At 63.9% G+C, this 24,825-nt stretch carries 33 protein-coding genes and 3 pseudogenes; 15 read left to right on the forward strand and 21 right to left on the reverse strand.

Annotated elements, in window-relative coordinates; all coding sequences use genetic code 11:
• Positions 1 to 44: 44 nt before the first annotated feature.
• Positions 45 to 641, forward strand: coding sequence for a MarR family winged helix-turn-helix transcriptional regulator (locus RAD04_RS26020; protein WP_461626057.1), 597 nt, complete (start codon positions 45 to 47; stop codon positions 639 to 641).
• 324 nt (positions 642 to 965) lie between these two features.
• On the opposite strand, the gene RAD04_RS26025 is transcribed toward RAD04_RS26020, so the two are convergent.
• Entirely contained in the window at positions 966 to 2,069 is a 1,104-nt protein-coding gene (locus RAD04_RS26025; protein WP_461626058.1) for a DNA topoisomerase IB, read from the reverse strand.
• A gap of 259 nt (positions 2,070 to 2,328) precedes the next feature.
• Between RAD04_RS26025 and RAD04_RS26030 the strand changes: the two genes are divergently transcribed.
• Entirely contained in the window at positions 2,329 to 3,153 is an 825-nt protein-coding gene (locus RAD04_RS26030; RefSeq protein ID WP_461626059.1) for a ribonuclease HII, read from the forward strand.
• 28 nt (positions 3,154 to 3,181) lie between these two features.
• Here RAD04_RS26030 and ligD (RAD04_RS26035) read toward each other — a convergent pair whose 3' ends face one another.
• From ligD (RAD04_RS26035) to ligD (RAD04_RS26055), 5 genes and pseudogenes are all read right to left on the reverse strand, one after another.
• The gene (gene ligD, locus RAD04_RS26035) at positions 3,182 to 4,129 is read right to left on the reverse strand and encodes a non-homologous end-joining DNA ligase (protein ID WP_461626060.1); all 948 of its coding nucleotides are present in this window, start codon (positions 4,127 to 4,129) and stop codon (positions 3,182 to 3,184) included.
• A gap of 12 nt (positions 4,130 to 4,141) precedes the next feature.
• Positions 4,142 to 4,705, reverse strand: a complete 564-nt coding sequence (locus tag RAD04_RS26040; protein WP_461626061.1) for an MOSC domain-containing protein — start codon at positions 4,703 to 4,705, stop codon at positions 4,142 to 4,144.
• Entirely contained in the window at positions 4,705 to 6,387 is a 1,683-nt protein-coding gene (locus tag RAD04_RS26045; protein WP_461626062.1) for a PHP domain-containing protein, read from the reverse strand. Before RAD04_RS26045 ends, RAD04_RS26040 begins: the two co-directional genes overlap by 1 nt.
• Positions 6,388 to 6,666, reverse strand: a complete 279-nt coding sequence (locus RAD04_RS26050; protein ID WP_461626063.1) for a hypothetical protein — start codon at positions 6,664 to 6,666, stop codon at positions 6,388 to 6,390. It abuts the gene before it with no gap.
• Positions 6,667 to 6,713: 47 nt separating this feature from the next.
• Positions 6,714 to 7,635, reverse strand: a pseudogene (ligD, locus tag RAD04_RS26055) (non-homologous end-joining DNA ligase).
• Positions 7,636 to 7,751: 116 nt separating this feature from the next.
• Between ligD (RAD04_RS26055) and RAD04_RS26060 the strand changes: the two are divergent.
• Positions 7,752 to 7,931 (forward strand): DUF3606 domain-containing protein, encoded by a 180-nt coding sequence (locus RAD04_RS26060; RefSeq protein ID WP_461626064.1) that lies wholly within the window; start codon positions 7,752 to 7,754, stop codon positions 7,929 to 7,931.
• A gap of 6 nt (positions 7,932 to 7,937) precedes the next feature.
• On the opposite strand, the gene RAD04_RS26065 is transcribed toward RAD04_RS26060, so the two are convergent.
• Positions 7,938 to 8,837, reverse strand: coding sequence for a 3'-5' exonuclease (locus RAD04_RS26065; RefSeq protein ID WP_461626151.1), 900 nt, complete (start codon positions 8,835 to 8,837; stop codon positions 7,938 to 7,940).
• A 240-nt stretch (positions 8,838 to 9,077) separates the two neighbouring features.
• Positions 9,078 to 9,236, reverse strand: coding sequence for a hypothetical protein (locus RAD04_RS26070; protein ID WP_461626065.1), 159 nt, complete (start codon positions 9,234 to 9,236; stop codon positions 9,078 to 9,080).
• Positions 9,237 to 9,444: 208 nt separating this feature from the next.
• Between RAD04_RS26070 and RAD04_RS26075 the strand changes: the two genes are divergently transcribed.
• Positions 9,445 to 9,645 carry a hypothetical protein gene (locus tag RAD04_RS26075; RefSeq protein WP_461626066.1) on the forward strand — a complete coding sequence of 67 codons (201 nt, stop codon included), beginning with the start codon at positions 9,445 to 9,447 and terminating at the stop codon, positions 9,643 to 9,645.
• A 13-nt stretch (positions 9,646 to 9,658) separates the two neighbouring features.
• Positions 9,659 to 10,063 carry a hypothetical protein gene (locus tag RAD04_RS26080; protein WP_461626067.1) on the forward strand — a complete coding sequence of 135 codons (405 nt, stop codon included), beginning with the start codon at positions 9,659 to 9,661 and terminating at the stop codon, positions 10,061 to 10,063.
• A 171-nt stretch (positions 10,064 to 10,234) separates the two neighbouring features.
• Here RAD04_RS26080 and RAD04_RS26085 read toward each other — a convergent pair whose 3' ends face one another.
• Both RAD04_RS26085 and RAD04_RS26090 read right to left on the reverse strand, forming a co-directional pair.
• Positions 10,235 to 10,873 carry a LabA-like NYN domain-containing protein gene (locus tag RAD04_RS26085; protein ID WP_461626068.1) on the reverse strand — a complete coding sequence of 213 codons (639 nt, stop codon included), beginning with the start codon at positions 10,871 to 10,873 and terminating at the stop codon, positions 10,235 to 10,237.
• 785 nt (positions 10,874 to 11,658) lie between these two features.
• Positions 11,659 to 12,156: a protein-L-isoaspartate O-methyltransferase family protein gene (locus RAD04_RS26090; protein ID WP_461626069.1), complete on the reverse strand. Its 498-nt coding sequence runs from the start codon at positions 12,154 to 12,156 to the stop codon at positions 11,659 to 11,661.
• 571 nt (positions 12,157 to 12,727) lie between these two features.
• On the opposite strand from RAD04_RS26090, the gene RAD04_RS26095 reads away from it, so the two are divergent.
• Positions 12,728 to 13,192, forward strand: coding sequence for a hypothetical protein (locus tag RAD04_RS26095; RefSeq protein ID WP_461626070.1), 465 nt, complete (start codon positions 12,728 to 12,730; stop codon positions 13,190 to 13,192).
• 246 nt (positions 13,193 to 13,438) lie between these two features.
• Here RAD04_RS26095 and RAD04_RS26100 read toward each other — a convergent pair whose 3' ends face one another.
• Positions 13,439 to 13,630: a hypothetical protein gene (locus tag RAD04_RS26100; RefSeq protein ID WP_461626071.1), complete on the reverse strand. Its 192-nt coding sequence runs from the start codon at positions 13,628 to 13,630 to the stop codon at positions 13,439 to 13,441.
• Positions 13,631 to 13,790: 160 nt separating this feature from the next.
• Between RAD04_RS26100 and RAD04_RS26105 the strand changes: the two genes are divergently transcribed.
• Together RAD04_RS26105 and RAD04_RS26110 are read left to right on the forward strand one after the other, a co-directional pair.
• Entirely contained in the window at positions 13,791 to 14,153 is a 363-nt protein-coding gene (locus RAD04_RS26105) for a PRC-barrel domain-containing protein (protein WP_027574697.1), read from the forward strand.
• 84 nt (positions 14,154 to 14,237) lie between these two features.
• Complete coding sequence (locus RAD04_RS26110) at positions 14,238 to 14,624, forward strand: response regulator (RefSeq protein WP_461626072.1); 387 nt, start codon at positions 14,238 to 14,240, stop codon at positions 14,622 to 14,624.
• Between the two features lie 466 nt (positions 14,625 to 15,090).
• On the opposite strand, the gene RAD04_RS26115 is transcribed toward RAD04_RS26110, so the two are convergent.
• From RAD04_RS26115 to RAD04_RS26125, 3 genes are all read right to left on the reverse strand, one after another.
• The gene (locus tag RAD04_RS26115; protein ID WP_461626073.1) at positions 15,091 to 15,420 is read right to left on the reverse strand and encodes a hypothetical protein; all 330 of its coding nucleotides are present in this window, start codon (positions 15,418 to 15,420) and stop codon (positions 15,091 to 15,093) included.
• A gap of 83 nt (positions 15,421 to 15,503) precedes the next feature.
• Positions 15,504 to 15,992 (reverse strand): Hsp20/alpha crystallin family protein, encoded by a 489-nt coding sequence (locus tag RAD04_RS26120; protein WP_461626074.1) that lies wholly within the window; start codon positions 15,990 to 15,992, stop codon positions 15,504 to 15,506.
• Positions 15,993 to 16,073: 81 nt separating this feature from the next.
• Entirely contained in the window at positions 16,074 to 16,532 is a 459-nt protein-coding gene (locus RAD04_RS26125) for an Hsp20 family protein (RefSeq protein WP_461626075.1), read from the reverse strand.
• Between the two features lie 384 nt (positions 16,533 to 16,916).
• Here RAD04_RS26125 and rpoH point away from each other — a divergent pair, with 384 nt between their 5' ends.
• A complete protein-coding gene (gene rpoH, locus RAD04_RS26130) occupies positions 16,917 to 17,906 on the forward strand; it encodes an RNA polymerase sigma factor RpoH (protein ID WP_461626152.1) in 990 nt (329 codons plus the stop codon).
• Positions 17,907 to 18,121: 215 nt separating this feature from the next.
• Here rpoH and RAD04_RS26135 read toward each other — a convergent pair.
• A pseudogene (locus tag RAD04_RS26135) lies at positions 18,122 to 18,317 on the reverse strand (hypothetical protein).
• Between the two features lie 118 nt (positions 18,318 to 18,435).
• Here RAD04_RS26135 and RAD04_RS26140 point away from each other — a divergent pair.
• Both RAD04_RS26140 and RAD04_RS26145 read left to right on the forward strand, forming a co-directional pair.
• Positions 18,436 to 18,618, forward strand: a complete 183-nt coding sequence (locus RAD04_RS26140; RefSeq protein ID WP_461626076.1) for a hypothetical protein — start codon at positions 18,436 to 18,438, stop codon at positions 18,616 to 18,618.
• Between the two features lie 108 nt (positions 18,619 to 18,726).
• A complete protein-coding gene (locus RAD04_RS26145; protein WP_461626077.1) occupies positions 18,727 to 18,894 on the forward strand; it encodes a hypothetical protein in 168 nt (55 codons plus the stop codon).
• Between the two features lie 16 nt (positions 18,895 to 18,910).
• Here RAD04_RS26145 and RAD04_RS26150 read toward each other — a convergent pair whose 3' ends face one another.
• Positions 18,911 to 19,159, reverse strand: a complete 249-nt coding sequence (locus tag RAD04_RS26150) for a hypothetical protein (RefSeq protein WP_461626078.1) — start codon at positions 19,157 to 19,159, stop codon at positions 18,911 to 18,913.
• Positions 19,152 to 19,382 (reverse strand): hypothetical protein, encoded by a 231-nt coding sequence (locus RAD04_RS26155; RefSeq protein ID WP_461626079.1) that lies wholly within the window; start codon positions 19,380 to 19,382, stop codon positions 19,152 to 19,154. The genes RAD04_RS26150 and RAD04_RS26155 overlap by 8 nt, the downstream gene beginning before the upstream one ends.
• A gap of 166 nt (positions 19,383 to 19,548) precedes the next feature.
• On the opposite strand from RAD04_RS26155, the pseudogene ku reads away from it, so the two are divergent.
• The 4 genes and pseudogenes from ku (at position 19,549) to RAD04_RS26175 (ending at position 22,643) form a co-directional block, all read left to right on the forward strand.
• Positions 19,549 to 20,474: pseudogene (ku, locus tag RAD04_RS26160) on the forward strand (non-homologous end joining protein Ku).
• 161 nt (positions 20,475 to 20,635) lie between these two features.
• On the forward strand, positions 20,636 to 20,833 hold the full coding sequence (locus RAD04_RS26165) for a hypothetical protein (protein ID WP_461626080.1): 198 nt from the start codon (positions 20,636 to 20,638) through the stop codon (positions 20,831 to 20,833).
• 178 nt (positions 20,834 to 21,011) lie between these two features.
• Positions 21,012 to 21,962, forward strand: a complete 951-nt coding sequence (locus tag RAD04_RS26170) for a sensor histidine kinase (RefSeq protein WP_461626081.1) — start codon at positions 21,012 to 21,014, stop codon at positions 21,960 to 21,962.
• Between the two features lie 507 nt (positions 21,963 to 22,469).
• On the forward strand, positions 22,470 to 22,643 hold the full coding sequence (locus RAD04_RS26175; protein ID WP_461626082.1) for a hypothetical protein: 174 nt from the start codon (positions 22,470 to 22,472) through the stop codon (positions 22,641 to 22,643).
• Here the strand turns inward: RAD04_RS26175 and RAD04_RS26180 are convergent.
• The 4 genes from RAD04_RS26180 to RAD04_RS26195 all read right to left on the reverse strand — a co-directional run bounded on the left by RAD04_RS26180 (position 22,640) and on the right by RAD04_RS26195 (position 24,593).
• Positions 22,640 to 22,912 carry a hypothetical protein gene (locus RAD04_RS26180; protein WP_461626083.1) on the reverse strand — a complete coding sequence of 91 codons (273 nt, stop codon included), beginning with the start codon at positions 22,910 to 22,912 and terminating at the stop codon, positions 22,640 to 22,642. The genes RAD04_RS26175 and RAD04_RS26180 overlap by 4 nt on opposite strands.
• 126 nt (positions 22,913 to 23,038) lie before the next feature.
• Positions 23,039 to 23,761 (reverse strand): SOS response-associated peptidase, encoded by a 723-nt coding sequence (locus RAD04_RS26185; RefSeq protein WP_461626084.1) that lies wholly within the window; start codon positions 23,759 to 23,761, stop codon positions 23,039 to 23,041.
• Between the two features lie 2 nt (positions 23,762 to 23,763).
• On the reverse strand, positions 23,764 to 24,213 hold the full coding sequence (locus tag RAD04_RS26190) for a hypothetical protein (protein ID WP_461626085.1): 450 nt from the start codon (positions 24,211 to 24,213) through the stop codon (positions 23,764 to 23,766).
• An 11-nt stretch (positions 24,214 to 24,224) separates the two neighbouring features.
• Positions 24,225 to 24,593: a hypothetical protein gene (locus RAD04_RS26195; protein ID WP_461626086.1), complete on the reverse strand. Its 369-nt coding sequence runs from the start codon at positions 24,591 to 24,593 to the stop codon at positions 24,225 to 24,227.
• Between the last annotated feature and the right edge of the window lie 232 nt (positions 24,594 to 24,825).

A 24,825-nucleotide genomic window follows, 5' to 3' on the forward strand; every position in this document is an offset into this window, starting at 1 on the left:
CGTGCTCTTTAGGCAGCGTCCAACGCTATGATTTTGCGGAGAGAATGCCCGTGTCCGATGCGCTGCTGACGGCCTCGAAGCCCGAGTTGCTCGACAAGGAAGGAGATCGCACGCTTCGCGGTGTCCTCTACGACTATTTCGCGTTTGGACGAAGCTTGGAAGCTGCGCGCGAGATCTTCGCCAGCTTTGTTGGCCTGTCCCCCACTCAGTATCTCATACTGATCGCCATCAAGAATTCGACCGCGGAACAACCGATGGGCGTCAATCAGGTTGCCGAGCGCCTGTATCTAAGTGGTGCCTTCGTCACCAACGAGATCAACAAGTTGGTCTCTGACGGTCTGATCGCGAAAAGCCCACACCCGGGCGACGGGCGGCGCGTGCAACTCACGCTGACCGAACACGGGATAAACCTGTTGATCCGCCTCGCCGCTCTACAACGCCCCGTTAACGATGCGCTGTTTGGAATGTTGACGCGCGAGGAGTTCAAACTCCTCTCGCAAATGCTTTCTCGTCTCGCGTCAAACGCCGAAGGCGCGCTGAAGCTCGCCGAGCACGTTCGGGTGACGCTTACATCGCAAAATAATGAAGCGTACCGCATCGAGCCGCAGAAAGGTCGCAAGAAACAACGAAGAAGCCGGTAAAGTCCGAAGTAGTGACTATTCAGACCAAAGCCTTGGCTGCTTCTCAGATCCCGGACTAACGTTGCATCGTCAACGCGACCCTAGAGACGATGGCGAAGGCGGCACGCCAGCGTGGCCTCGAATATTTTCGGAGTCGCTGACCATTCCAAGTCTGCACACTATACCGGAGGCCTGTCGGTGGAGGAGATCGCGCGGCAGCACCGAGTGTGAATCGGCGCGGCATGTGACTCCCGACCAGCGCGCAACATTGACCCCACCTGATGTGCAGTAAGCGCCTGGATCCATTTCGAACTGGTGCAGTGAGCCGGCGTCAATGCTTGAAGGCTAGGCGGCGGCCTTCAGAGAGTCGAGACGCTTGCGCAGAAATGCCAGAACCATGATCTCGTCCGGCGTGAGCTTGGCGTACTGGCGCTTGAACTTCCGAGCGATCTTGGCTTCGATCATCTTGACGAGGTCACCGGACATGTAGGCGTCCAAGACTTCAGGGTGCACGTAGCACTTGCGGCAGATTGCGGGCGTGTTGCCGAGCTGCTTCGAGACGCTCTCGATCGTGGCGACGACGTTGCGCTTCGCCTCGGCCTGGCTATCGTATTTCTTGAACTCGGCCAGCGCCAACGCCGCCAGAACCGTCCCCGCCCAAGTCCGGAAATCCTTGGCGCTGAAGTCCTCGCCTGTGATGTCCTTGATGTAGGCGTTGACGTCGCCGGAGTCGACGGTGCGGGGCTGTCCGTCGTCGTCGAGGTACTTGAAGAGCTCGTGCCCCGGAATTTCCGCGCAGCGCTTCACGATGGCGGCAATCCGCTTGTCCTCGACGCGAAGTTTCCACTGTTTGCCCGATTTGCCCGTGAAGTCGAACCGAAGGACGCCGCGGCCCACCGCAACGTGCTTTCGTCGCATCGTGGTGAGCCCGTAGGATTTGTTTTTCTCGGCATACTCGGCGTTACCGACCCGGATCAAAGTCTTCTCCAGAAGACTGACGATCGTGGCCAGAACCTTCTCGCGAGGTAGCCCTTCCAGCTTCATGTCGGCCGCGACACGGTCGCGCAGCGCGGGCAGCGCGGCAGCAAACTGGACGATGTGTTCGTACTTGTTCTGGTCGCGCAGCTCGCGCCATTTCGCGTGGTAGCGGTACTGCTTGCGGCCCCGCGCATCGAGCCCGGTCGCCTGGATGTGGCCGTTCGCCGAGGGGCAGATCCAGACGGATTCATAGGCTGGCGGGATACCGATGGACTTGATGCGTCGGATAACGGCGGCATCGGTGATGCGCTTCCCGTCCTTGTCGTAGTAGCTGAAGGTAGTCCCCGTCCGCTTGCGGGTGTAACCGGGCGCGGAGTCGCTGACATAGCGAAGGCCTTCTTCCGCGATGGTGGCTGCGACCTCGGCGGTGCGGTCCAGAACCTGTTCTTCGTTGCGAGTCTCTCTGAGCATGGGCCTCTCCCTCGGAAGCACCCTGGGATCGAGGCTCCACTCCTTTCTAAGGAATGAAGGCAGCGGTTGGTTCCGTTCGGAGATCGGCGGGCCGCAGATGCAGATCAGTAACCGCGCAGAATACTTGACCCCAGCTAGAGCCGGCGGTTCCTCTCGACGGGGCGCTGCGCAGTCTGACGATGGCGGCAAAGCCTAACTTCAGACAATCGCCACAAAGTTGACCGACACGCTTCCTCAATTAGTGTGTGCGAAGGCCGCTATGTCCCAATATTCGCTCGATGTGTTGCGTCAGCGCTATGTCGTCGAGAAACGACCACTCGAGGCCAGCGTCGAGCAGATCCTGCGGGCTGACGGCCGCGCGGGAGCACGTGCCATCCTGGCATCCATCGATAAAAGGCGCTTCGAAAACAGGTCCGAAGGGCAGCGCCTCCGCAAGATGCTCCGTTTCGAGACCTCTCTCTGGGAAAGCGGCCACCATGCCGTGGCAGGCGTGGACGAGGCCGGAGTGAGCCCTCTTGCGGGGCCAGTCTCCGCTGGCGCCGTGATCCTGAAACCTGGCACGCGGATCATCGGAATCGACGACTCGAAAAAGCTCGACGCTTCGGCTCGCGAAGAACTCGCGGAGGAGATCAAGGAGAAGGCTGAGAGTTGGTGTGTGGCGTTCGTCGAAGTCGAGGAGATCGACGCGATCAACATCTACTGGGCCGGCATCCAGGCCATGCAGCGTGCGGTCCGGGGGCTGGGATCGACGCCACAGCATCTGCTGATCGACGCGAAGCGATTGAAGGAAATCGACCTCCCCCAGCAGGCCATCATTAAAGGCGACGCCAAGTCCGCCAGCATCGCCGCCGCCTCCATTCTCGCGAAAGTCGAGCGCGACACCATCATGCGCGCGCTCGACGTGCGTCACCCCGGCTACGGATTCGCCGATCACAAGGGCTACCCGGTGCCGGCTCATTATGAGGCGCTCGCCAGGCTTGGCGCATGCGCAGCTCACCGGCGGTCGTTCGGACCTGTACGCAAGGCTCTAGGGTTGCCGCCCCTGCCGCCGTGGCCGTCTGCATCCGAGCGCGCCGCCGGTTGACCGGGTCGGACGTCTCTTCTCAGCGGCGCTATTTGCGCGACGAACTCTTTTCGCGAACGACATCCTTAGCCTTTTTGTCGGACCGCAGGCCGAGATAGACCGGCTGGCGCAGCTCGCCCTTGCTGGTCCACTCCGCGAACTTCACTTCCGCGACCAACGAAGGACGGACCCACGTCGTGACCCGCTCATTCTTCACCTTACCGGAAAACGGCGACTTGCCTGCCTTGAGCTTCACGAGCTTGCCGTGAAGCTGTTCGAGAACTTGGTGACTGAAGCCGGTGCCGACGTGGCCGATGTACCGCCACGCATCGCCTTCGCTTACCGCCAGCACTAGGGCGCCGAAGAATGGCCGGGTTCGCCGCGGCGCCGTGAAGCCGGCGATCACGACCTCCTGCCGCTGCGCGGTCTTCACCTTCAGCCAATCTGCAGTCCGGCGTCCGGACGCGTACGGACTGTCGGCGCGCTTGGCCATGATGCCTTCGAGATGCCTTCGCTCAGCTTCTGCGAAGAACTTCGTTCCATTGCCTTTGCGGTGGTTGCTGAACGCGATCAGCTTGTGGCGCGGCAGGATGGCCTTGAGCCGCTTCTTGCGCTCCAAGAGCGGCAGCGCGCGCAGGTCTACTCCGTCCGCAAACATGAGATCGAACGCGCAGTACAGAAGCTTGGCCTCATGGCGCAGGGCGTTCTGGAGCAATTGGAAATGGGAGACGCCGTCCTTGCCGATCGCGACGAGCTCGCCATCGATCACGGCGTTCGCCTTCACGCCCTCTAGCGCTTTCGCGACCTCGACGTAGGAGTGGCTGATGATCTTCCCATTACGGCTGTAGAGCGCGACCCGACCATGCCGGATCTCCGCGACCATGCGGAAACCATCGAACTTGTCCTCGAAGACCCAATCGGGATCGTCGAACGGCGCATCCGTCAGCGTGGCCAGCATGGGCTGCAGGCGAAGAGGCAAGGTCGATTTTCGGGCCATGGCAGGGGCTCGCTATAGGGCCGGCAAAGGCCGAAACGAGGAGGATGGAAGGCGAACCCGCGCGCTGTCGCCAGCCACGACCGGTCCCCCGGCCCGGACCACGCCCAGCACCCCGGATTTGAACGGAGGGCCCGTTTCCGCCGACGAGAGCACCTGCCGCTTGAGGCCTGCTCGGAAGCGGTCGATGAGGACGCAGGGCGTCCGGAGCCCCGTCAGCTCGACGGCCGCGGACGGTCCGAGCTCGATCAGGGTCCCGAGCGGCATCCGTTCGAGGTCCAATCCGGCGGTGGTGACGTTCTCGCCGAGGTCGCCGGCGCCAACCTCGAAGCCAACTTCGAGGAGAGACGGGAAGAGTTCGCACGGGATCAGGTGGACCTGCCGGAGATTGGGCTGGCGGGGCCCACGGCGTGCCAAATAGCGGTGCCGGACGAACGGGCCGGCGTGTGCGTCGCCTTCGACGCCGTGGCCTTCCACCAGGATGATGCGGTCCTGAGTTGGTTTGCTGAAATGGTGCCCGCGATCGGCGGCGACCGCTACGACCCTCCCCTCAAGTGCCAGATCGTGCGCTTGGGACATCAGGCGGCAGGGGCGAGCGAGCGCCGCTTCTGGCGCAAGTAGCGCGTGATCTCCGGGAGCGTCATCGCATTCAGGACCCGCTGGGCAGGGACGCCGCCTTTTCGGGCCATCTGGACGCCCCAGTGCATGTGGTCGAGTTCGGGGATCGAGTGCGCATCCGGATTGATGCTCAGCATGCAACCAAAGTCGAGGGCCGCCTGGTGCCAGCGCCAGTCCAGGTCGAGACGCCATGGGTGGGCGTTAATCTCGACAACGACGTCGTGCTTGGCGCACGCCCGCAGCACCTTCTCAACGTCGATTTCGTAGCCCGGCCGCCGCTGGAGTTGCCGCCCCGTCATGTGGCCGATGATGGTGGTATGAGGATCGGAGATAGCCCGAAGCAGGCGCTGCGTCTGCGCCTTGCGATCCAGCTTGAACCGCCCATGGATGCTGGCGACCACGAAATCGAAGCGCTCCAGAACGTGGTCGTCATAGTCGAGCGACCCGTCCGCCAGGATGTCGGACTCGATACCCTTGAGGATCCGGAAGTCCTTGCCGAAGCGCTTGTTCAGTCGATCGGCTTCGCGGTGCTGCTGCGCGATCTCCTCAACGGAGAGACCGCCGGCATAGTGAGCAGACTTGGAATGATCCGCCACGCCGAAATACTCGAAGCCCCGCTGGCGCGTGGCCTTAGCCATGGTCTCCAGGGTCTCCGTGCCATCGGAGGCATCGGTGTGGCAGTGAAGGATGCCGCGCAGATCCTGGTCGGTGACGAGCTTCGGTAACTTGCCTTGCAGAGCCAGCTCGATCTCGCCGCGCCCCTCCCGGAGCTCAGGGTCGATGAAGGGCAGACTAAGGGCGCGGTAGATCTCGGCCTCCTCGCCGGCGACAAGGGCGCGGCCCTTGTGCAGGCCGTCGGCCTTCAACCGCATGCCCTTCTCGGCAGCCAAGGCTTGGAGCTGCTCGATATGTGCGGCGGAGCCGGTGGCGAACAGAAGCGTGGCGCCGAAGTGTTTGCGATCTGACAGCCGAATCTGCAGTCCGTCGGCGGGTGACGGATTCGGTCCCTTGACGGCCTCCGGAGCTTCCGCGACGATGGCGAGATCGCCGACGAGCTCGCAGCCCCGACGGAAATCGCCGGCGATCGTCACGCGCTTGAGTTCGGGGCGAGCCTTGCGGATCGAGTCCTGCGCGTGCGCGAGCAGAGCGGCGGCCCGATGAAGGTGAAGGCGGCCTTCTCCGCTTTTGGCGATCGCCAGGTTCTGCAGGATCTTGGTCTGCAGCGCGGCGCCGAGTCCTTTCGACTTCTTGATGCGGTCGTCCTTGGCAGCGGCCTCCAATTCCGCCAGTGAGGCGATGCCGAGATCCTTATACAGGCGCAGCGCCTTCTCCGGACGAAGGCCGGGCACGGCGAGCATCTCGAGCACGCCCTCGGGAATCTCTTTTCGCAGCTTTTCGAGGCTGGGATGACTGCCCGTCTTGTGAAGCTTGGTGATGATGTCGGCGATAGCATCGCCGACCCCTGGGATCTCCGTAAGACGATCTTCGGCGATGAGCACATCCAGAGGAACGGCAAGGGCGGCCAAGCTGTCGGCAGCCCGAGAGTAGGCTTTCGCCCGGTAGGGATTGCCGCCTCGCAAGGCGGTGCGCTGCGCGTACTCTCGCAAGAGACTTGCCACACCGCGAGCGTCGAGCGAAGGCATTCAGCCAGCCTCCCGGTCCGCGCTTTGCGAGACCGCCGGAGCAACGCGGCCGCCAGAGCGGTCGCTTGGCCCGCGTTCGAGAGAGCTCTCGAGCTTCTGAGCTGCGCGAAAATCCTCGAGGTGCTGCGTATTGGGGCCGTAGGCGGCCTCCTTCTTGAGGAGATTGTAGATCCGGCCGGCCACCAGCTGCAGGTGCTTCATCCGGCCCTTCGGCATCGCTCGCGCCTTGCAAAGAGCTCGGACGGCATAGGCGCGGAAGTAGTCGAACGCGTCTGACATGGTCGGTAAACGCCTGTTCTCGCCGATAGTTCGGCCGCACTCGCCTCTCAAAGGTCCTCGCGCAGCCCCTTGAAAAACGGGTGCCTCACCTTTCCTTCCGCCGACTTGGTCCGATATTCGACCCTCGGCGAGCAGCTTCGGCTCCACCCAGATGCCCTTGTGGGCGATCCGCTTCGCGTACGGCTGCGTCTTCCGGATTAGTGGCTTCAGTCGCCTTTGCAGGTCGGTTGCGGAGACCTTATCGAAGCCGTGGTCGACCTTGCCGGCGTAGACCAGATTGTCCCCCTCGCGCCGACCGAGATAGATGCCGTCCCATTTGCCTTCGTCGAGCGCGAAACCGGCGATCGTCAGGGTCTCGCGCTGCGCGCAGGTTTTCTTGACCCAGTTGTTGCCGCGGCCGCTGGCGTACGCGCTGTCGCGTACCTTCGAGACAACGCCCTCCAATCCGATCTTGCTGGCGTGCGCGAACATCTCGCGGCCTTCAATCTCGAAGCTTTCGCTGAACTGGATCTCGGTGCCGTCGATGATCTTCTTGAGTTCGGTCTTGCGTTGAAAGAGCGGCACCTTTCGGAGGTCGCGGCCGTTCAAGTACAGGAGATCGAAGGCGACCAGTACGATGCTGGTCGACCTGCCTTTCAGTTCGTTTTGAAGGACCGAGAAGTCCGTCGTGCCATCCGCAGCGGGGACCACGACTTCCCCGTCCACGATCGCCGACCCAGCCTTGATGTGCCAGGCGTCGTCGGCGACCTTCTTGAAGCGGTTGGTCCAGTCGTGACCGCGGCGGGTGAAGACCTTCACGGCTTCGTTCGCCAGATGGACCTGCACGCGGTAGCCGTCGAACTTGATCTCATGAATCCATCGGGCTCCGGACGGCACCTTTTCGATCGATGATGCCAAGGCCGGTTCTACGAACCCGGGGAACGGCGCCTTGACGCCGATCGCCGCCGGTTTACGCCGCTGAAACGCCACTCGACGAACTCCAACGCAACAACACGCGGATTCAAACCGGCACGGCAGGATTCGTTTCCGGAACCCGCGAATCCTTGCGGCGTTGCATCGCCGTCAGTTCGCAAGAGGAGGAGCCGATGGCGGCAGCGAAGAAAACCGCGCGTGGGCGGAAGCAGGACCGGGCACGCGTCGCCAAGGGACAGGACTACGAAGTCCGCTACGAAGCGAAGAAGACCGGCCGCTCGGCATCGGCCGTGAAGGCCGTCAAGAAGGTCGGCAACAGCCGCAAGCGGGTCGAGAAGCGTCTCGGCCGCTAGGCCGCCTCAGATCCGGCCGGAGAACCGTGTGAATGCGGTCAGCCTCTGCACGGTTGGCTCGACGTCCTGCATGTAGATCTGGGTTCGCAGGAACACGATCTCGTCGGCGAGAGCGGTCTCGTCGACGTCGATGTACCAGGACTTGGGTCGCCCGTCGCTTCCGTCGTTCCAGCGGTAGCCGCGGCGCTTCAACGAGTCCTTGAGTTCGAATGCGGTCTGCTCCGCCCATACCCGCAGCGTCGGCTTGCGGGCGGTCTCCAGCAGGAGCGCGAGCGCCGGCGCCCCCGTTGTCGGCAATTCGAAGGCGAGGACCTCCAGCAGTGCGTGGCAGTCGTCGACGGCGCGGTGCGCCTGGTGGAAGTACCCCGCGCCGTTCAGCAGGTATCCGAGCTGCGCGCCTGCGAAGCCGTGCGAGCGCCAGTCGATCTCGGTCGCGCTGCAGCCCCAGGCCTTGCGCTCGAAGATCGGCCAGTATCTCTCGGCGAACTTTCTGTCGAAACCGCTGTTATGCGCGATGACCACGACCACCGAATCGTCGACGAAGGCGTTCACAGCGGCCTCGTCGAATTTGTGACCCGCCACGATCTCGTCGGTGATGCCGGTGAGCGCCGTCACGTCGGGCGGGATCGGCGCGGACGGCTCGTTGAAGGCGGAGAACGTGTCTCTGACGCCGACGATCCGCCCGTCCGGAGTGTATTCGAATTTGACCATCCCCAATTCGATGATCTCGTCCTTGGTGTGGTCGAGGCCGGTCGTCTCGGTGTCGAGCAGAATGCCGGTCCTGACCTCCAGTCCCGGAGTTGGGATGCAGGTCGGTCGGGCAACCAGGCGCCGCAGGACCCGGTAGTCGGGCGACCGGGCCAGCGCCTCCGCCAGCGCTTCCAGATCGCTCGGGTTCGGTAGCATCTCGCCTTGCGAGGCTTGGGAAAGGATCATGGGCCTTGTCTGGCACACGAAAGGTTCACGGGGTACCGGAGACTCGGGCGATCCACCGCCTTTTCGAGCAGGTCGCCCCCGTTTGGCTGGGCTGGCCTCGGTCCAGGGCTCCCGGCGAGCGCCGCGAGCGACGGCAGGCCGCAAAGCTGCGCGTGAGCCGAGAAGCTGCGCCGCCGGGTAGCCCGACCGCCCCCCGGCGCCGGAAACAGTTCAGAACAGGTCCGGCACGGAACTGACGCCGAAGGCCATGGCCGCCACAAGGGACAGCAGGAGGCCGGCGACGCAGAAGATCGCGACGATCTTCAGATTCTCGGCATCGACCTCCGCGCGGGCGGTTCGCGAGAACGCTCTGGCCAAGGTGGCTATCATCGGTCGCCTCCGAAGAACGGGAGAGGACACCATAGGCGGCGGAGCGGAGGCGCAGTGTGAACTGGGTCTCACACGCTGCGCGATTTGCGCGAGCCCGGTCGGCATGGCGGCTGGCAATCGCAGCGAGCAGCAGTCGCGCCTCGATTCATCCGACTCCCAAAACCTGAAAACGCCGCTATGCTGGGGTTTTCCCGTCCAGGGGCAACTCATGTTCGATACCGCCACCACCGCACTTTTGCGCGCGGTCCTCGATGAAGTCTGCGAGAGCCTTTCGCACCGCGAGATCGGGGCGCGGACGCACGTCGCCTCGAAGATCTTGGAAGCCGCCACCAAGGGCGAGACCTCGCCCGAAGGTCTCCGACAGGTCGGTCGCGAAGCGCTCTCCCGCGGGCCGACGATGTGGCGCTGACCGAGGGACCGCGGTGAACTTCCAGGTCACGGTGCTGAAGATCCTGGTGAGCTATCCATGCGGCTTCGCCGTCATGGCCGACCTCAAACGCGACATGGCGATCCTGGCGACCAGCGGCCGGGATTGGGCTGAGCGCACGAAGCGGCTTGCCGCGCGCATGCCCGATCTCGACATCTTCTCGCAAGGCTTGGTCGAGCGCGAAAGCGGCGGGTGGAAGATCACCGAGAAGGGGCGCGCGGTGCTGGAATTCCTCGAGGCTCGCCCCGGGACCGACCAGATGCTCGCGGAGCCTTCGGCCCAGACCGTCGCAGCGCCGGTGCCTGCGCTGCGGCAGCCGGCCGACCGGGCGAAACGGCGGCGCGAACGCCGCGAGCGGCGCCGGGAGGCCCGCGAACGAGCTCGGGCAAACGCTTCCTAACGTCACCGTGCTCCGTGTTTCGCAACGCCTCTCCACGATAAGGCCGCCCTCGCGGATTCTACGGAGAACAGTTGTAGAAACCTGGGAAATTTCCCGGCGCTCAAATCGCGAACGCGGCGGTTGGCGTAGGGCACGGAACTGGTACGCAAGACAAATTGCGCGCGAGCCGATTTACGGAGTGAGGTCGTCGCTTTCGCCGGGCGCCCGAACCGCGCCGGCGCGCCGCTGGAGCTGCTGCCCGGCGGGCCGCGGCACGGCGCGCTCGCGCGAGGGTGGCCGCTCCGAGAGGTCCCGGCCGACTTTGGATCGCAACTCCACCAGGTCGATGAAGACATCGGCTTGCCGCCGAAGCTCGTCGGCGATCATCGGTGGCTGGCCGGAGATGGTCGAGACCACGGTCACCCGGACGCCGCGGCGCTGCACCGCCTCGACCAGAGAGCGGAAGTCGCCGTCGCCGGAAAACAGCACCATCTCGTCGATCTGCCCGGCCAGGCACATGGCATCGACCGCGAGCTCGATATCCATGTTGCCCTTCACTTTCCGGCGTCCGTAGGAATCGACGAACTCCTTCGTCGCTTTGGTGACGACCGTGTATCCGTTGTAGTCCAGCCAGTCGACCAGAGGACGGAGCGAGGAGAACTCCTGATCCTCGATCATCGCGGTGTAGTAGAACGCTCGAACGAGCGGGCCGCGGCTCTGGAATTCGATCAGTAGCCGCTTGTAGTCGATGTCGAAGCCCAGCGTCTTCGAAGTGGCATGCAGGTTGGCGCCGTCGATAAAGAGAGCGACCTTGCGAGGAACGGGCGACATGACAATCTCGGCTTGCCCCGCGCGGAGCAACGCGCTCCCGCAGGAGGTCTGGTTATCGGTAGCTGAAGGTGGGACTGGGGCGGCTTAGATGCTGCCGCTCACTCGCAGTGCCGACGCGAGGCATGCGGGCTCCGACGCGCATGAACGTAGCTTTAATCGATTGGGCTTTCAATCTGTTTGATCCTTGCCGTGCTTGAACCTGCGACGGGAAGGAAAGACAGACCATAGATGGAAGTCCCTCTGGCCGATCCTACGGTGGCAATGCCCGACCAGCTGCCCGTTTTCGAGACCCACGTCAAAAAGCGCGGCCGCGCCTGGAAGTGGTACGTGTGTACGACTGAAGGCGACGTGGTCATGCAGGGGGCGGAGAGCAGGAGGCGGGCCGCCAGGTACAATGCTAATCGCGCGCTTCTGCTGACGCTGCTGTCGGCCGCCCATCGGACCGTGTGGCGCGGTGAAGCGGAGCCGAGCCGCCACGTCTCGCGCCGCAGCCGCTCGGCCAGTTGAGCGCAGCGGGACCGCTCACCGGCAAGATGTCCTAGGCGCATTCAAAACTCGGACGACGCTTCTGAAGGACTGGCCGCCGGCGCCGACAGCGTCCTAGTCGCGCGCTCGCCCTAGGACCGATGGCGCCTTCGACCGAGACCGCCGCCGCCTCGGTGCCTTGTCCTGCGGCGGGCGCGCGGGCGCGCGAAACGACGCGCGAACGCCGCGAGCGGCGCCGGGAGGCTCGCGAACAGCCAACACATCTTGGGTTCGGACCTTCGCGAGCTCAAGGCTTGCCGTCATGGCTTCCGCTGCTCCTGGCCGGAGACAAGAGGAACGAAGCGGACCTCCTCTATCCTTTCCTCGACGAATCGACCGTCCGCCTCTCTTGTCAGCTTCGTCAGCCACTGCACACCGTCCGGATGGCCGAGCGGGATCAGGAGTCTTCCCGATGGAGCTAGTTGAGCCTTGAGAGCCCCGGGCGTCTGCGCGGTGGCGGCCGACACCAGGATCACGTCGAACTCGCCGCCATCTGGCCATCCTGCAGTCCCGTCGCCCGCGCGCAGATCCACGTTGCGGCAGCCAAGGTGACGAAGGCGCGATCGGGCGCGCTGCACCAATGCTTCGTGGCGCTCGATCGCGCAAACCTCCTGTCCGAGCTTGGCGGCGAGTGCCGCCAGATAACCCGAACCCGCGCCGATCTCCGGAACCCGGTCCGACTTCGCGATCGCGGCAGCCTCAAGCATCCTGGCGACGATGTAGGGCTGAGAGATGGTCTGCCCTTTCGGGATCGGCACGGCGCAGTCTTCGTACGCGGCTTCCGCGAACCGCCGATCGAGGAAAATCTCGCGGGGACCTGCCGCATCGCCAGCAGGACCCGTCTGCTGCGGATGCCGCGGCTGGCAATCTGCACGTCGACCATCGCGTCGCGGAGAAAGCGGGACCTTCTGGACCGTTTGCTCTCCTTGACCGCGCGCATGACCTCTCCGAGCGGGAAAGATTTCGTTCCAACAGAGGGAAACTCGGAGGCCAGCGAGTTGCTCCTTGACGAGAGGGGGTGGACGGCGACTCTCGCCGACGAGGCCGGCTCCGCTGCCGATGAGCGAAATCGCGGAGCTGCAGTCACGACCGCGCTCGCAGCGGGAACGACCGCCTCCGGATCGAATTGGTCTCGCGGATTCCGATCCCGAAGAAGAACCCGAACAATTCGAATGCTCAGGCCCCGCCGGGCTAGAAGTGACCTTCCGGATCTGCGGGCCGTTCGTCGTGACGCTGCCTTGCGCCGGAGGCTGACCCGAACGTGGCACCATGATGATCGAAGCCGAGACGCCGCTCGTCGGGTCTTCATGATTCCCGGGAGGACACGCGATGAAATGGACAGTGCCGGCGCTCGTTCTTCTTGCCGCTTCGATCGCGACGGTCTCGGCCCAACCGGTGAGATGGACGACCTATTCCATCCCGCAGACGGGTACCTCGGTGGATTTTCCGGCCTCGATCTTTACCGAAGAAGCGGGCCGTCCGGACGGCTACGGACAGCGATTTCGGACGGCTGACGGCCGAGCCGACCTCACGATACAGGCCGCACCCAACGTCTCGAACGATTCGCCCGCTGCATTTCTCGCAAAGAAGCATCCGCCCGCGCGCATTCAGTACAAGCGAACGACGCCTCGGTTCTTTGCGGTGTCCAGCTATAAGGGCGACAAGGTCTGGTATAACCGGTGCAACTTCTCGAGCGGATTGATTCACTGCGTCCTGATCAACTACCCGGCGAGCGAAGAGCGCGAGTGGGACGACATCGTAACGCGCATCAGCCTCTCGCTAAGGGGCAGATAAGTCGGGTGCGGGATGGCCCTCGCGCGGGCCAGGCGGTCGCGTAGGCGCGCGGCTCCGGAGAACACGGAGGTCCGGAGAGGCCGTCGCCTTTGGCTATCCTCGCGAGCGCTAGTTCTGAATAGCGGGCGTGAGGCCTTTGGCTATCCGCGACAGGCGCCGTAGTTCAACGGCGGGCGACGGTCCCTGCAGGGTCAATGGGGTGGCAAGGTTATCGTTCCTCCTGCCCGCGGCTCGCCGATCTGTGGTTCACGCGGTAGCCGCCGCCCGCCCGGCCTCGGTGATGCGGTACTCGATATCTCCGGATGGAAGCGGTTCGGTTTCCAGGAGACCCAGCTCCACAAGCCGCGCCACGATTTCGTGGTCGAACGTCGGCGGGCTGACCCAGGATTCGCCAAGGAGCTTCCTCAGAAAATCGCGCTCCAGATCGGTCAGCTCCATCCTCGAACTCCGTCGCCGACTGCTTCCGGCACGCATTGCAGCGCGTCATGCGATCCGGCCGCTTCATCCCTGGAAACCAAACATTTCGCCGCGGATTGCGCTAGGAACGGACGCATCGTCGCACCGTTGATTTCCGAAGACAACATCCAGGAGGTCAACCATGGCCATGGAAGATCGCGAGACGTTCAGCCTGATCGGCAGCGACAAGGTCGAGGGCACGAACGTGTACGGGGCCGACGGTGAAAAGGTCGGCTACATCGAGCGCGTCATGATCGACAAGGTCAGCGGCAAGGTTTCGTACGCGGTGCTCAGCTTCGGCGGCCTGCTCGGTATCGGCGACGATCACTATCCGCTGCCCTGGCAGGCGTTGAAATACGACACCAACCTCGGCGGCTACGTCACCGGCATCACCCAGGATCAGCTCCGCGGCGCCCCCAAATACGCCGACGAGAGCAGTTGGAATTGGAGCGACCCGGCGACCACGCGCTCCGTGAACGCCTACTACGGTGTGCCGGTGGCCTGAGGCGGGACGACACTCTGGCGTCTGGCTGCTCGACGCACCGCCGCCCGGTCGACGATCAGGCCTGATCGCCGAGGAGACTTGAAAGTGAGTGATGCCGTTCGTGTTCTGGTCGTGGAGGACGAGGCTCTCATCGCAAGCTTCGTCGAGGACGCCTTGTCCGACGTCGGTTTCGAGGCCTGCTCGGTCCATTCGGGGGAGGAGGCCATGTCCACTTTTTGCGATGGCCGCGAGGGATGTCGGGTCCTGCTGACGGACATCAACCTGGGTGACGGCATCAGCGGCTGGGAACTGGCGCGGAAGATCAGGGAAATCACGCCTAGCTTTCCTGTGCTCTACATGACGAGCGCCAGCGCGCCGGACTGGGAATCGCAGGGTGTCGGTGGCAGCGTCCTGATTCAGAAGCCCTTTGCGCCGGCGCAATTGGCTGCCGCCGTCTCGCAGCTACTCGATACCGGGGCCTCACCGACTTGAACCGTGAATCGTTGTGAGTTTCCGATCCTTCGATCGAGCCTGTAAGGGTGGCAGCGGATCGTCGCTTGCTCGCGCTATCCCTTAGCCCTGCATGCGGCCGCGGCGCGAGCCGCCGCGACGGCCATCCAGTCCCGCAGCAGGCCTCTATCCTCTCTCGAAAACGACGCTCGCCGCTTGAGATCCTCCAGCGTCTCGCCGGGATGGCATCGCTCGAAATCCTCGCGGATCAGCGACTCGAGGTAGGTCCGGTCCCAGGTGCCCCCTGAATCGAGATGCTGGCGCGAGTTGGTCGTCATAGCGACGTTGGTATGCGAGCGGCCGGCGGGATCAGGATGCTCCGGCGGGAGCCGCCGAACTGAGTTCGGTCCTACTGCCGCGTCGTCCGTTCAGGCACGCGACAAATGGGATGGCGAAGGCCGCGGTTGCGTGCCCGAACAACACCATCGTGAAATAGCCTGCGTGAACATCATGCGGACTGCCGCCGCGCGGCGGCCCAAGGCCGCCGCAGCCGCATGGGGACGCCGCCGGGACGGGGCGGATCGTCGTCCTCTCCATCCAGCCGCCGCAACGCGGCGAGAATATCGGCCAGACGAAGGGTGTGGCCCATGCCTGGGATTTCTCGCAGGGCGGGACAGGATTCGACCGCGAACATGTCGGATGCCCAGGACGACAGGATGATCCTCTTCTCCGGGACGGAGAGGTCACCGTCGTGCAGGACATCGGCCGGAGATGCATAGTGCGCCGCGGGATGAAACAGTGCGTCGAGACCGCTAGATTTTGTATTTACGTTCGTCATATCTCCACCTCCCTTTCGCTCCTTCCTTGGAGGGGTTCGGGTTGGACGGACGGCGGGCCGGTACCCGCCGTCCGGGATCATCGTCACTGCTTATTGATGGCGATGCGTTTGACGCCCGCCTGCGGCTTGTCGGACTTCGGCAGCGAGATCGTCAGGACGCCGTCCTTGAACGACGCCTCGGTCTTGTCTTCCTCGACGTCCTGCAACGGAATCTGCCGCTCGAAGGCGCCGTAGTAGCGCTCGGTGAAGTATTTTCCTTCGTCTTTGCGCTCGTTCTTCTTCTCGCCGCGGATGGTGAGGACGCCGTTCTTGATTTCGACGTTGACGTCCTTTTCCGTCATGCCCGGCAGCTCGGCCGACACGGTCAGCGCCTTGTCGGTCTCGTTGAGCTCGAGCTTCGGCCAGCCGAAGCGGCCTTCCATGAGCGGCGAAAGGTCCGACCCGCCGAAGCCGCGGAGGGCTTGGTCGAACAGACGGTTCATTTCGCGGTGGAGCGTCATGAACGGATCGTAGTTGCCACGGGACGTGGCGACGTCCTGATTCCTCCAGGGAATGAGGTCGCGAACAGCCATGTCTTTTCTCCTTCCTTCGATGGTCTCCCGAGCGCGGAGGCTGCGTGCCTCCGCGCTCCCAGGCCAATGCTCCAGATCGGCTTAAGCTGCTTTCTTCTGCTCGATCTGCGACGAAGGAGATGCGCCTGCGATCTGGATGCGGCGAGGCTTCATGGCTTCCGGAACCTCGCGCAACAGATCGATCACCAGGAGCCCGTCCTTGAAGGACGCCTGCTTCACCTGGACGTAGTCGGCGAGGTTGAACACGCGCCGGAACGGACGTGCAGCAATCCCCTGGAAGAGATATTCGCCGCCCGGCCGTTCGGGCTTCCTGCCTTCGATGGTGAGCGCATTCTGCTCGGCCGTCACGGTGATGTCGTCCGCGCCGAAGCCTGCGACGGCCAACGTGATCCGGTAGTGATCCTCGCCGGAGCGCTCGATGTTGTAGGGGGGATAGTTGTCCTCGTTCGTCTGGCGCAGCGTGCTGTCGACGAGGTCGGCCAAGTGGTCGAAGCCGATGGTAGAGCGCCACAGGGGCGCGAAGTCAAACGTGGTCCTCATAACCAAATCCTCCAAAAGAGCAACATGGGTACGAAGGAGCGCAGGGCGGAAATCCAGACGGGTCCGAAGTTTCCAGACCGACGCCCGCGCCGGACCCAAGCTGGCATCCGGCACACCGCTCTCGCGGCAAGAAAAAAACTAGAAAAGCGCAAAAGCGTTTCAAGATGCCGCCGAAAAAAAGATTGGACGGCGCGCACGGCGCGGAAGGAGTCAGGCCCGATGGCGGAGACCGCACGCGGCAGCGGATCACGCGGAACGATTCGGTTCGTTCGTAATTTTGCGTTCGCCGCCGGAACGACGTCGCGGGCGCCGAAACCAGGGCCCAAGGAATCGCTGGCGGAGCTCGAACCAGAATTGCTCCTTGGAGGATTCGCTATGAGCACTCTGTCGCTTTCGTCGCAAGTTCCAACCGTCCGTTCGGAAGCTGGGCTTTCTCGCTATCTGACTGCGATCCGCGAGTTTCCGCTGCTCGAACCCGCCGAAGAAACGACGTGTGCGCGTCGGTGGCGCGAACATGGAGATCGCGAAGCGGCCTATCGCCTCGTCACAAGTCATCTCCGCCTAGCGGCCAAGATTGCGCTTCGCTACCGCGGCTATGGCCTACCCGTTGGCGACCTGATCTCGGAAGCGAACGTCGGCCTCATGCAGGCGGTCAAGAGATTCGATCCCGACAAAGGGTTTCGGCTCGCCACCTACGCCATCTGGTGGATCAAGGCGACCGTGCAGGAGTACGTCCTGAGGTCTTGGTCTTTGGTCAAGATGGGCACCACGCCCGCACAAAAGAAGCTCTTCTTCAACCTGCGCAAGCTCAAGAGCCGGCTCGGCGTCCGGGACGACGCCGAGTTGACGGCCGACCAGGTCGATTATGTCGCTCAGGATCTCGGAGTCGCTGATCGCGACGTCGTCGAGATGAACGGCCGGATGCGGGGCGACATGTCGCTGAACGTGCCCGTCACTGAGGATGGCTCTCCAGAGCAGATGCTCGACCTGCTCAGCGACGATTCCCCGGATCCGGAGACGCTGATAGCCGAAGCGGAGGACCGGCAGCGCGCCCGAGCCGCCGTCAGTCGCGCTTTGGCTGCTCTGTCGGAGCGCGAACGGCGCATCATCGAGGCGAGATTCATAGCCGAACCGCCGTCAACGCTCGACGAACTCGGTCGAAATCTGGGCATCTCGCGCGAGCGCGTGCGTCAGATCGAAGGCCGCGTCCTGCAGAAGCTCAGGGCCGCCGTCACAGCCGAGATGGAAGGCAGCTCTCTCCGCCACGATAGCAGCCGTGAGAGTCCGGCCGCTGCGCCCCGGCGCCGGCCACGACTGCCGGTCGGCACCCCGCCGCGCATGAACGGTCGGACCGCGGCGGACCTCGCGGCCTGAAACGGGTCTCCCGCACCGGTGGAGCATGACATCAACAGAACCCGCTTCAACGTACGGGAGCCGGATCGAGCGGCAGCAGGCACTCAAGACCTACCAGACCTCGCTCGGGTTCTACGATCTCCCGATCGCCGCTGCCGCCGGGCTCGGCGTCGTGCGCCGGCTACTGACCGGTGCCACCGCAGGCGTCGCATTTGATCTCGGCCGAACCGCCTTCCTCATGCTTCACCGGAGCCGGAAGAGCGTCGAGGGCGGGGTGGTGCGCGGTGGCGGCAGCGGTCGGGTGCTTACGGAAGGTTTGCTCTTCGCGTCGTACCTCTTGGCCAGATCGAGAAGCCGCCGCCGAGTGAACGGATCGGCCTTCTCCGCCAGATCGCGCGCTCGCTGCGCGAAGCCACCGTAGAACTCTTCCATGACGCACCCCACAACATCGCCGAAGCCCGATCTTCGATGGTCGGCGAGGCTCCCGTCAAGAGATCGCTTGTGCCCGCCCGACAAAGGGCACTACCCTGACCGAGGCGGGGGAGTCCAAATGTCGCTGCTGCACCATGTCCGGAAGCCGTGCTCGCACTGTGGGCGGCCGATGAAGCTCGTGCGCGATGAGGTCACCAGAGGCGGTGAGCGGTACGTCTGCCCAGATTGCGACGACGATCCGCTGCACGATCCCGCCGCCCGGAAGTGGGTGGACGGCCCGCTGCGGCCGCCGGCGAAATAGTGGCCGAAAGAAATCGCGCCGGGCAGGGTCCGGACCGCGCAGCCAGGGCTGGCAAGTTCGTCGCGGGCGCACCACGTCGTTTGTAGACCAAACAATTGGAGAGGCGCGATGTCGACGGTCGCAAACCTGCTTGCGCGGAAGCAGGCGCTCCTGGAGCGACTGGAGAGCGGTACCGGACCGAACGAACGCGAGGAAATCGAGCGGCTGCTGGCGCAGATCGAGACCGCGCTGAACCTGCTCGAGCCCGGAGATGCCACAGCTCCGGGCGAGGAATGATCTCGGCTCGTGCCGATTAGAGCGAACTCAGGTCGTCCGGCACCTCGCCGAACTTCCGGATCAGCTTGGCGTCGGTGAAGTCGCCGCTGGACGGATCCCCGGTCCGGGAGAATGCGACGGCCCCGGCGTGGCCCGGCTTCCGGGACAGCGCCTCGGCACGCATGACCGCAGCGTTGGCGCTAAGGCACTCGGTCGCCTCGCCGGCGGCCACGCCGTCGTCGGAGAAAACGAACGGTAGAGCGACATAGTACGTCACGTCAGTCATCTGGCTCGCTCCTCTGCTCCCGCGCCCCTGAGAGCCGTCCCCGGGCGTAACCCGTCGAGACCTTCTTCCGGAGCTCGTCGAGCTGGGTCTCGAGAAAGTCGTTGGCCACGATCAGGGCCTTCACCGCTTGCCTGGCATCGCCGCCACAGGCCGCGATCGCCTGGTCGGCGGCGGCATCCAGGTCGTCGATAGTCGGCTCGGGCTGCTCGCGGGTGGCGTTCATGGGATTATGTTCCCGTTTCGTTCTGAAGAGTCAAGAGGCCTACAACCGAATTCCCGAGGCGCGGAAACCGGCGCCGGATGAATCTCGGGGATGGTGACTGGCATGTCGGAACCGGCCACCCTCGTTCGTCTTGAATCCAGGCTGCCTCAACGGAGTTCTGCGTATCATGGCCCCGCGTGCCAACTGAAAGGCTTCCTGCGTCTGTCCCTCGTCACCTGCCCCGTGGCGCTCTATCCGGCCACCTCCGAGTCCGAGAAGATCAGCTTCAACCAGCTCAACCGGGCGACTGGCCATCGCATCAAGTACCTCAAGGTCGATGCCGACACCGGGAACGAGGTGCCGAACGAAGACATCGTCAAGGGCTACCAGCTCGAGAAGGACCAGTTCATCGAGGTCACCAAAGAGGAGCTCGAGGAGATCGCGCTGGAGTCGACCCGCACCATCGAGATCGACGAGTTCGTCGACAGGACCGACATCGACCCGCGCTACCTGATCCGCCCCTACTACATCCGGCCCGACGGCAAGGTCGGCCACGACGCCTTCGCGGTGATCCGCGAGACCATCCGCGAGATGGACAAGGTCGCGATCGGGCGGGTAGTGCTGACCAACCGCGAGCACATCATCGCCCTGGAGCCCATGGACAAGGGCCTGGTTGGCACCCTGCTGCGCTATCCGTACGAGGTGCGCAGCGAGCAGGAGTATTTCGACGAGATCCAGGACGTGAAGGTCACCAAAGACATGCTGGACCTGGCCAAGCACATCGTGAACCAAAAGGCGGGGCGCTTCGATCCCCAGAAGTTCGAGGACCACTACGAGACCGCGCTGATCGACCTCATCAACCAGAAGCGCGCCGGCAAACCGATCACGCCGAAGGAGCGGCCGGCATCGACCAACGTCGTCGACCTGATGGAGGCGCTGCGCCGATCCGTCGGCAAGGAGGCCGCGCCGGCGAAGGCCGCCAAGCCGGCCAAGGAGCCGCGCAAGCCGGCGGCAGCCGGCCAGAAGGAAATGCTGATGTCGATCGAGGGCAAGAAGCCGGCGAAGGAAGCGGCGACGAAAAAGCCGTCCAAGCTGCAGCGGAAGTCTGCGTGATCTTCGAAATACCAGGGGATTGGAACGAATGGGTTCGCGAAGCGTCGAATCCATGCCCCCGGCCCCCCAAAAGCCCCACCCGGGGGAAAACCTACCCCCTAGGTTGGCGGTCCGAATGCGCATGATAGCGCAAGGACCGTTTGCGCCCGAAGGAGGGAGCAATGAACAACCACATATCGAACCGAAGGATGCCGACCGCGGCCGAACGGGAGGCGCGAAAGGTGTTTCGCGACGCGAGCGCGAAGGCGCCGGTCTCCGAGCATGAACGCGACCAACAGGCATTCCATGCAAACTGGGAGCGCCTGAAGGCGGAGCGGTTGGCTCGCGAAGCGGTAGAAAAGCAGAAGCCAAACTCCTGACGCGTCGAATACGCGCCCCTGTGATTTTCGGTCGCCGATCAGGATCATCACTCATGAAAGGTGCGCAAGGGCCGCTGCCCGAAAGCCACCAGATTCATTACGCTTGCCAGGGTCACGCGGGGGTGGGCACACTATGCGTCGGCAACGGGGAACGGCATCTGCTTACGGCTTGGATCCCATGAACAGGCTCTACCCGCTGGTTCTGGAGCACAGGCTTCCGAACCCGGTCCGGTACGGCATCTCCGCGTGCATCATGGTGGCGTGCGCCGTGCTGCAGATGGCGCTCCAGATGCAAACCGGAGTGCCGGGATATTTCCTGCTGCTGCCCGGCGTGTTTCTCTCCGGCCTGATCTTCGATCGCGGCTCCGGAATATTCGCGGCGATCATAGCGGTCGGCGTCGGGGCTTATCTCAGCTACGCCGGCAGCTTCGGCCTCGATTTCCTCGCGACGAACGCACTCTTCGCGATCACTGCGGCGGGAACGGCAACCGTCGCCGAATTCCAGCGCGCCGAGCTCCGGCGCGTCATGCTGGCGGACCAGACCAAGGCCGTGCTGCTGCAGGAGATGGCGCATCGGACCAAGAACAACCTCGCCATCCTCAGCGGAATGATCCGTCTGGAGGCCAGGCATGGCGGCCAGGAGGCCAAGGCCGCGCTGGAAGCAACCGCGCGCCGGCTGCAGGTGATGTCCGAGGTGTACGACCATCTCTCGCTCAAGGAGGACTCGCGCTCGGTGAACATGCGCTACTTCCTGACGGAGGTGGTAGAGAAAGTCTTCCAGTCCCTGGCTCCGTCCGGGCCGGTCGCCTTCAAGGTGCTCTGCGACGACATCCACCTGCCGAACAGCCATGCGCTCGCGATCGGCATGATCGCGAACGAACTGGTCACGAACGCGCTGAAGTACGCCTTTCCCGGCGACAGGCCGGGAAACGTCCTCGTCTCTTTGTCGAAAGGAGACGGCATCGAACTATCGGCGTCCGACAATGGCATCGGCCTGCAGGACAGCACCGACCCGGCTGGACTGGGGTCGCACATCGTCCAGCTCCTCGCCCAACAGCTCGAGGGTGAAATCGCCTATGAGCGGCTGGACCCGGGTCTGCGCGTCCGGGTACGGGCGCGTCCGCGGTAGCGTGACCTGGCTCCGTCCTCGGACGCACCGAGCGATCGAACTCAGAGAAGCGCCATGACCATGATGACCACGACCAGACCCGTCGCGGTCACGCACCAGCATGACAGTTCAAGGAGTTGCACAATCTGCCCCGGTTGAAGGGCCTGCCCTTCGGCGACCCTATACCCGGAACCCGGCAGGCGGAACCGAAACTTTTCCGCGGCTTCATGTGTTCACGACAGGGGGCGCAGCACACGCGAGGCCTTGCCCATGCCCCTCATGCCTATAGGCGATGTGTTTTTCACGGTCGGGATCATGACGTTGGCCTTCCTGGGGGAGGTCGCGGTTTTCGCTCTCCTTGGCATCTTCTGAAGCAAGCCCGTGCCTCGGCGCCGGCGTGACGGGCGCACCAAGTCATCCTTGGAAGAACGTGCGAGGCGCGATGGACACCGTCGCCCTGACCAGCCCCGGATTCCTACGGTCGCATCGATGCGTGATCGTTTACGATCCGCGATTATATTTCGGCGCATGGACCTCGAGTACGACCCCGAGCGCGAGGCGTTTGCGGCGATGAAGCTCGCCGCCGACGCCGATGGAGCCGAACGGCAGAGATGGATCAATGCTGCGCTGGCGTGGATCGAACTCACTCGCCTGCGGGCGCCGGCTCGCCGCGAGCGCGGCTTGACGGAAGAGGCGGTCTAGTCGGCCTCGGAGGAGCACTCGGGGCAGGTGTCGCCGATCGAATTCAGCACGTGCCTAATTTCGACTAGGGCTTGCTCCTGCGAAAGGCCTGGGGGCGCCTCTTGGCGAGCCAGTTCGAGGGCACGTTCCCGCGCGTGCGGGTCCGCCCGGTCCTGCATCCAGCCGTGCTCCTCGCACTCGCGGATGGCGCCGGCCTCCTGCAGCACCGAGATCGCCCAGCCGCGCAGCGTCCGGATCGCGGGCCGTCTTTTTTCCTTCGTCATCAGCATCGAGATAGCTCCTGCCGGGACGAATCCTTCCGCCCGCCTGCTCGTTCCGGGCGGTAGCACGGGTCAGGGATTCGCAATTGGCAGGGCTTCGGCTTGTCCACGTGTTCCGCAGCGCTGTGCAGAACGCTACGTCGCCGGCGCGGGATCTTCCTTCACGCCGCGGGCTACGATTCGCAACGTCCCGTCCGGTAGCGGCCGCTGTAGCTTCAGGGCCTTGTCCGCCGGCGCGGTCATCCAAGTCTCGACCTCTTCGGGCGTCGTCAAAATCACCGGCATCGCCTTCGGATGGATGGCACCGACCTCCGCGTTCGGCTCCGTCGTCAGGAACGCGTAGAGGTCGTTGGTGGTCTCGCCTTCCTTGACCTTGCGGACCGAGGTCCAGTTGGTCCAGATGCCGGCGAAGCAGACGAGCGGACGGCTCTCGTCGAGTGCGAACCAGATATCGCCGCCCTCGGCCTTATTGAACTCGCTAAACGAATTGAAAGGGACTACGCAGCGGTGCTCTGACCCCAGCCAGCGCGTCCAGTGCTTCGACTTCGCGTTTCGGATATTGGTGGTGCCGCCGTCCGGCTCCACCCGCAGCAACTCCTTGAAGTCGACCGTCTTGCCCTTGGCCTGCAGTTTCTGGGCTCGTTTTTTGGTCGCCTGCAGGAGAGCTTGCTGGGACGACGGCATCCCCCATCTTGCGGTCGCGAGCTCCCGGCCATCGGCGCCATTGCGCACGATTGGTGCCTTGTAGTCCGGAAAGACGCCGGGCATCGGCGCGAGATTGCCGACGTAGCGGTTGACGACGCGGAACAGCGCGCTGATCGCAGCTTGGTTGGTGGTGATCGAATACAGATTGCACATCGTCAGGTCTCCGGAGCGGCCTGGCGAGGGCGCTGCGTCAACTGTAGCAGCGTGGCCGCGGGCCGGCGATTGGCTTTGGCGCACTTGCTGCAGCGAAGTCGGCTCGCCAAGTCGTGGACGAAGGTTGTCGGTGGATGGGGCAGCGCGGCCAAGTCGACGTCCCGCTTGGTCTTGCAGCGCGAGCATTCGATTTCGATCCATGGATAGCCGCCGTTGACGGCTTGGTCGATCGTCGGCGACGGATATATCGGCTCACCGTCCGCCCACATGCGCTCGTTCCAGCTTTCGCACAGCAGCTTGTCCGCGGTGCGGATCAGCGCTTCCCCCTTGGCCCGGGCCTCGGCGGCCTGACCAGCGAGGATCGTTGTCATTGCGCGTGCGCGACCAAGCTCCTTGGCGAGCGCCTTGCGGTCACCTCCGGATAATGGGGTCGGATGGTGCTTGGGCGCCATCGCCGGCGCCTTCAGTCGTATGACGGCCAGCAGCCGTCTTCCTCATGGCGTCCGGTCCGCAGCGTGCACGTGTTGTCCAGGAGCCGCCGCGCGACATCCTTCCACAGCGCCTCACGACCATAGAGGCGCACGGCGTCCACCTTTTGGATCTCGACGATCCTGCCGCAGCGCCCGCAGCCCACCCGGAGCAGATACTTAGGAATTTGGTCCAGCCGCAGCGCCGTTCCGGAGGGGACTGAGCGCGCCTCGGCGCGAGGGTCGTCCGAGAGCGCCTGCCAATATTCCGCGGGCAGATCGGCGTCGGGAGCCAATCCGGGCTTCTGCGGCACGTTTCCGCCGACGAGAGCGGCCATTTTGTCCATCTGCTTGGTGGTCGGCATGCGCCAACTCGCGGGTCGATCGGTCATCCCGCATATAGAACATAACAAGAACACTACTGTCGATAGGAGCCTAGAAAAATATCCGCCGCGGTCATACGGACGGGCTGTTGGAACCGGCGGATTGCGTGAAGTGACGGAGATCGCACGCTTCGCGGTGTCCTCTACGACTACTTTGCCTTCGGACGAAGCCTCGAAGCCGCTCGCGAGACATTCGCGAGCTTTGTCGGGCTAT

This window comes from Bradyrhizobium sp. 25ACV, assembly GCF_054863005.1.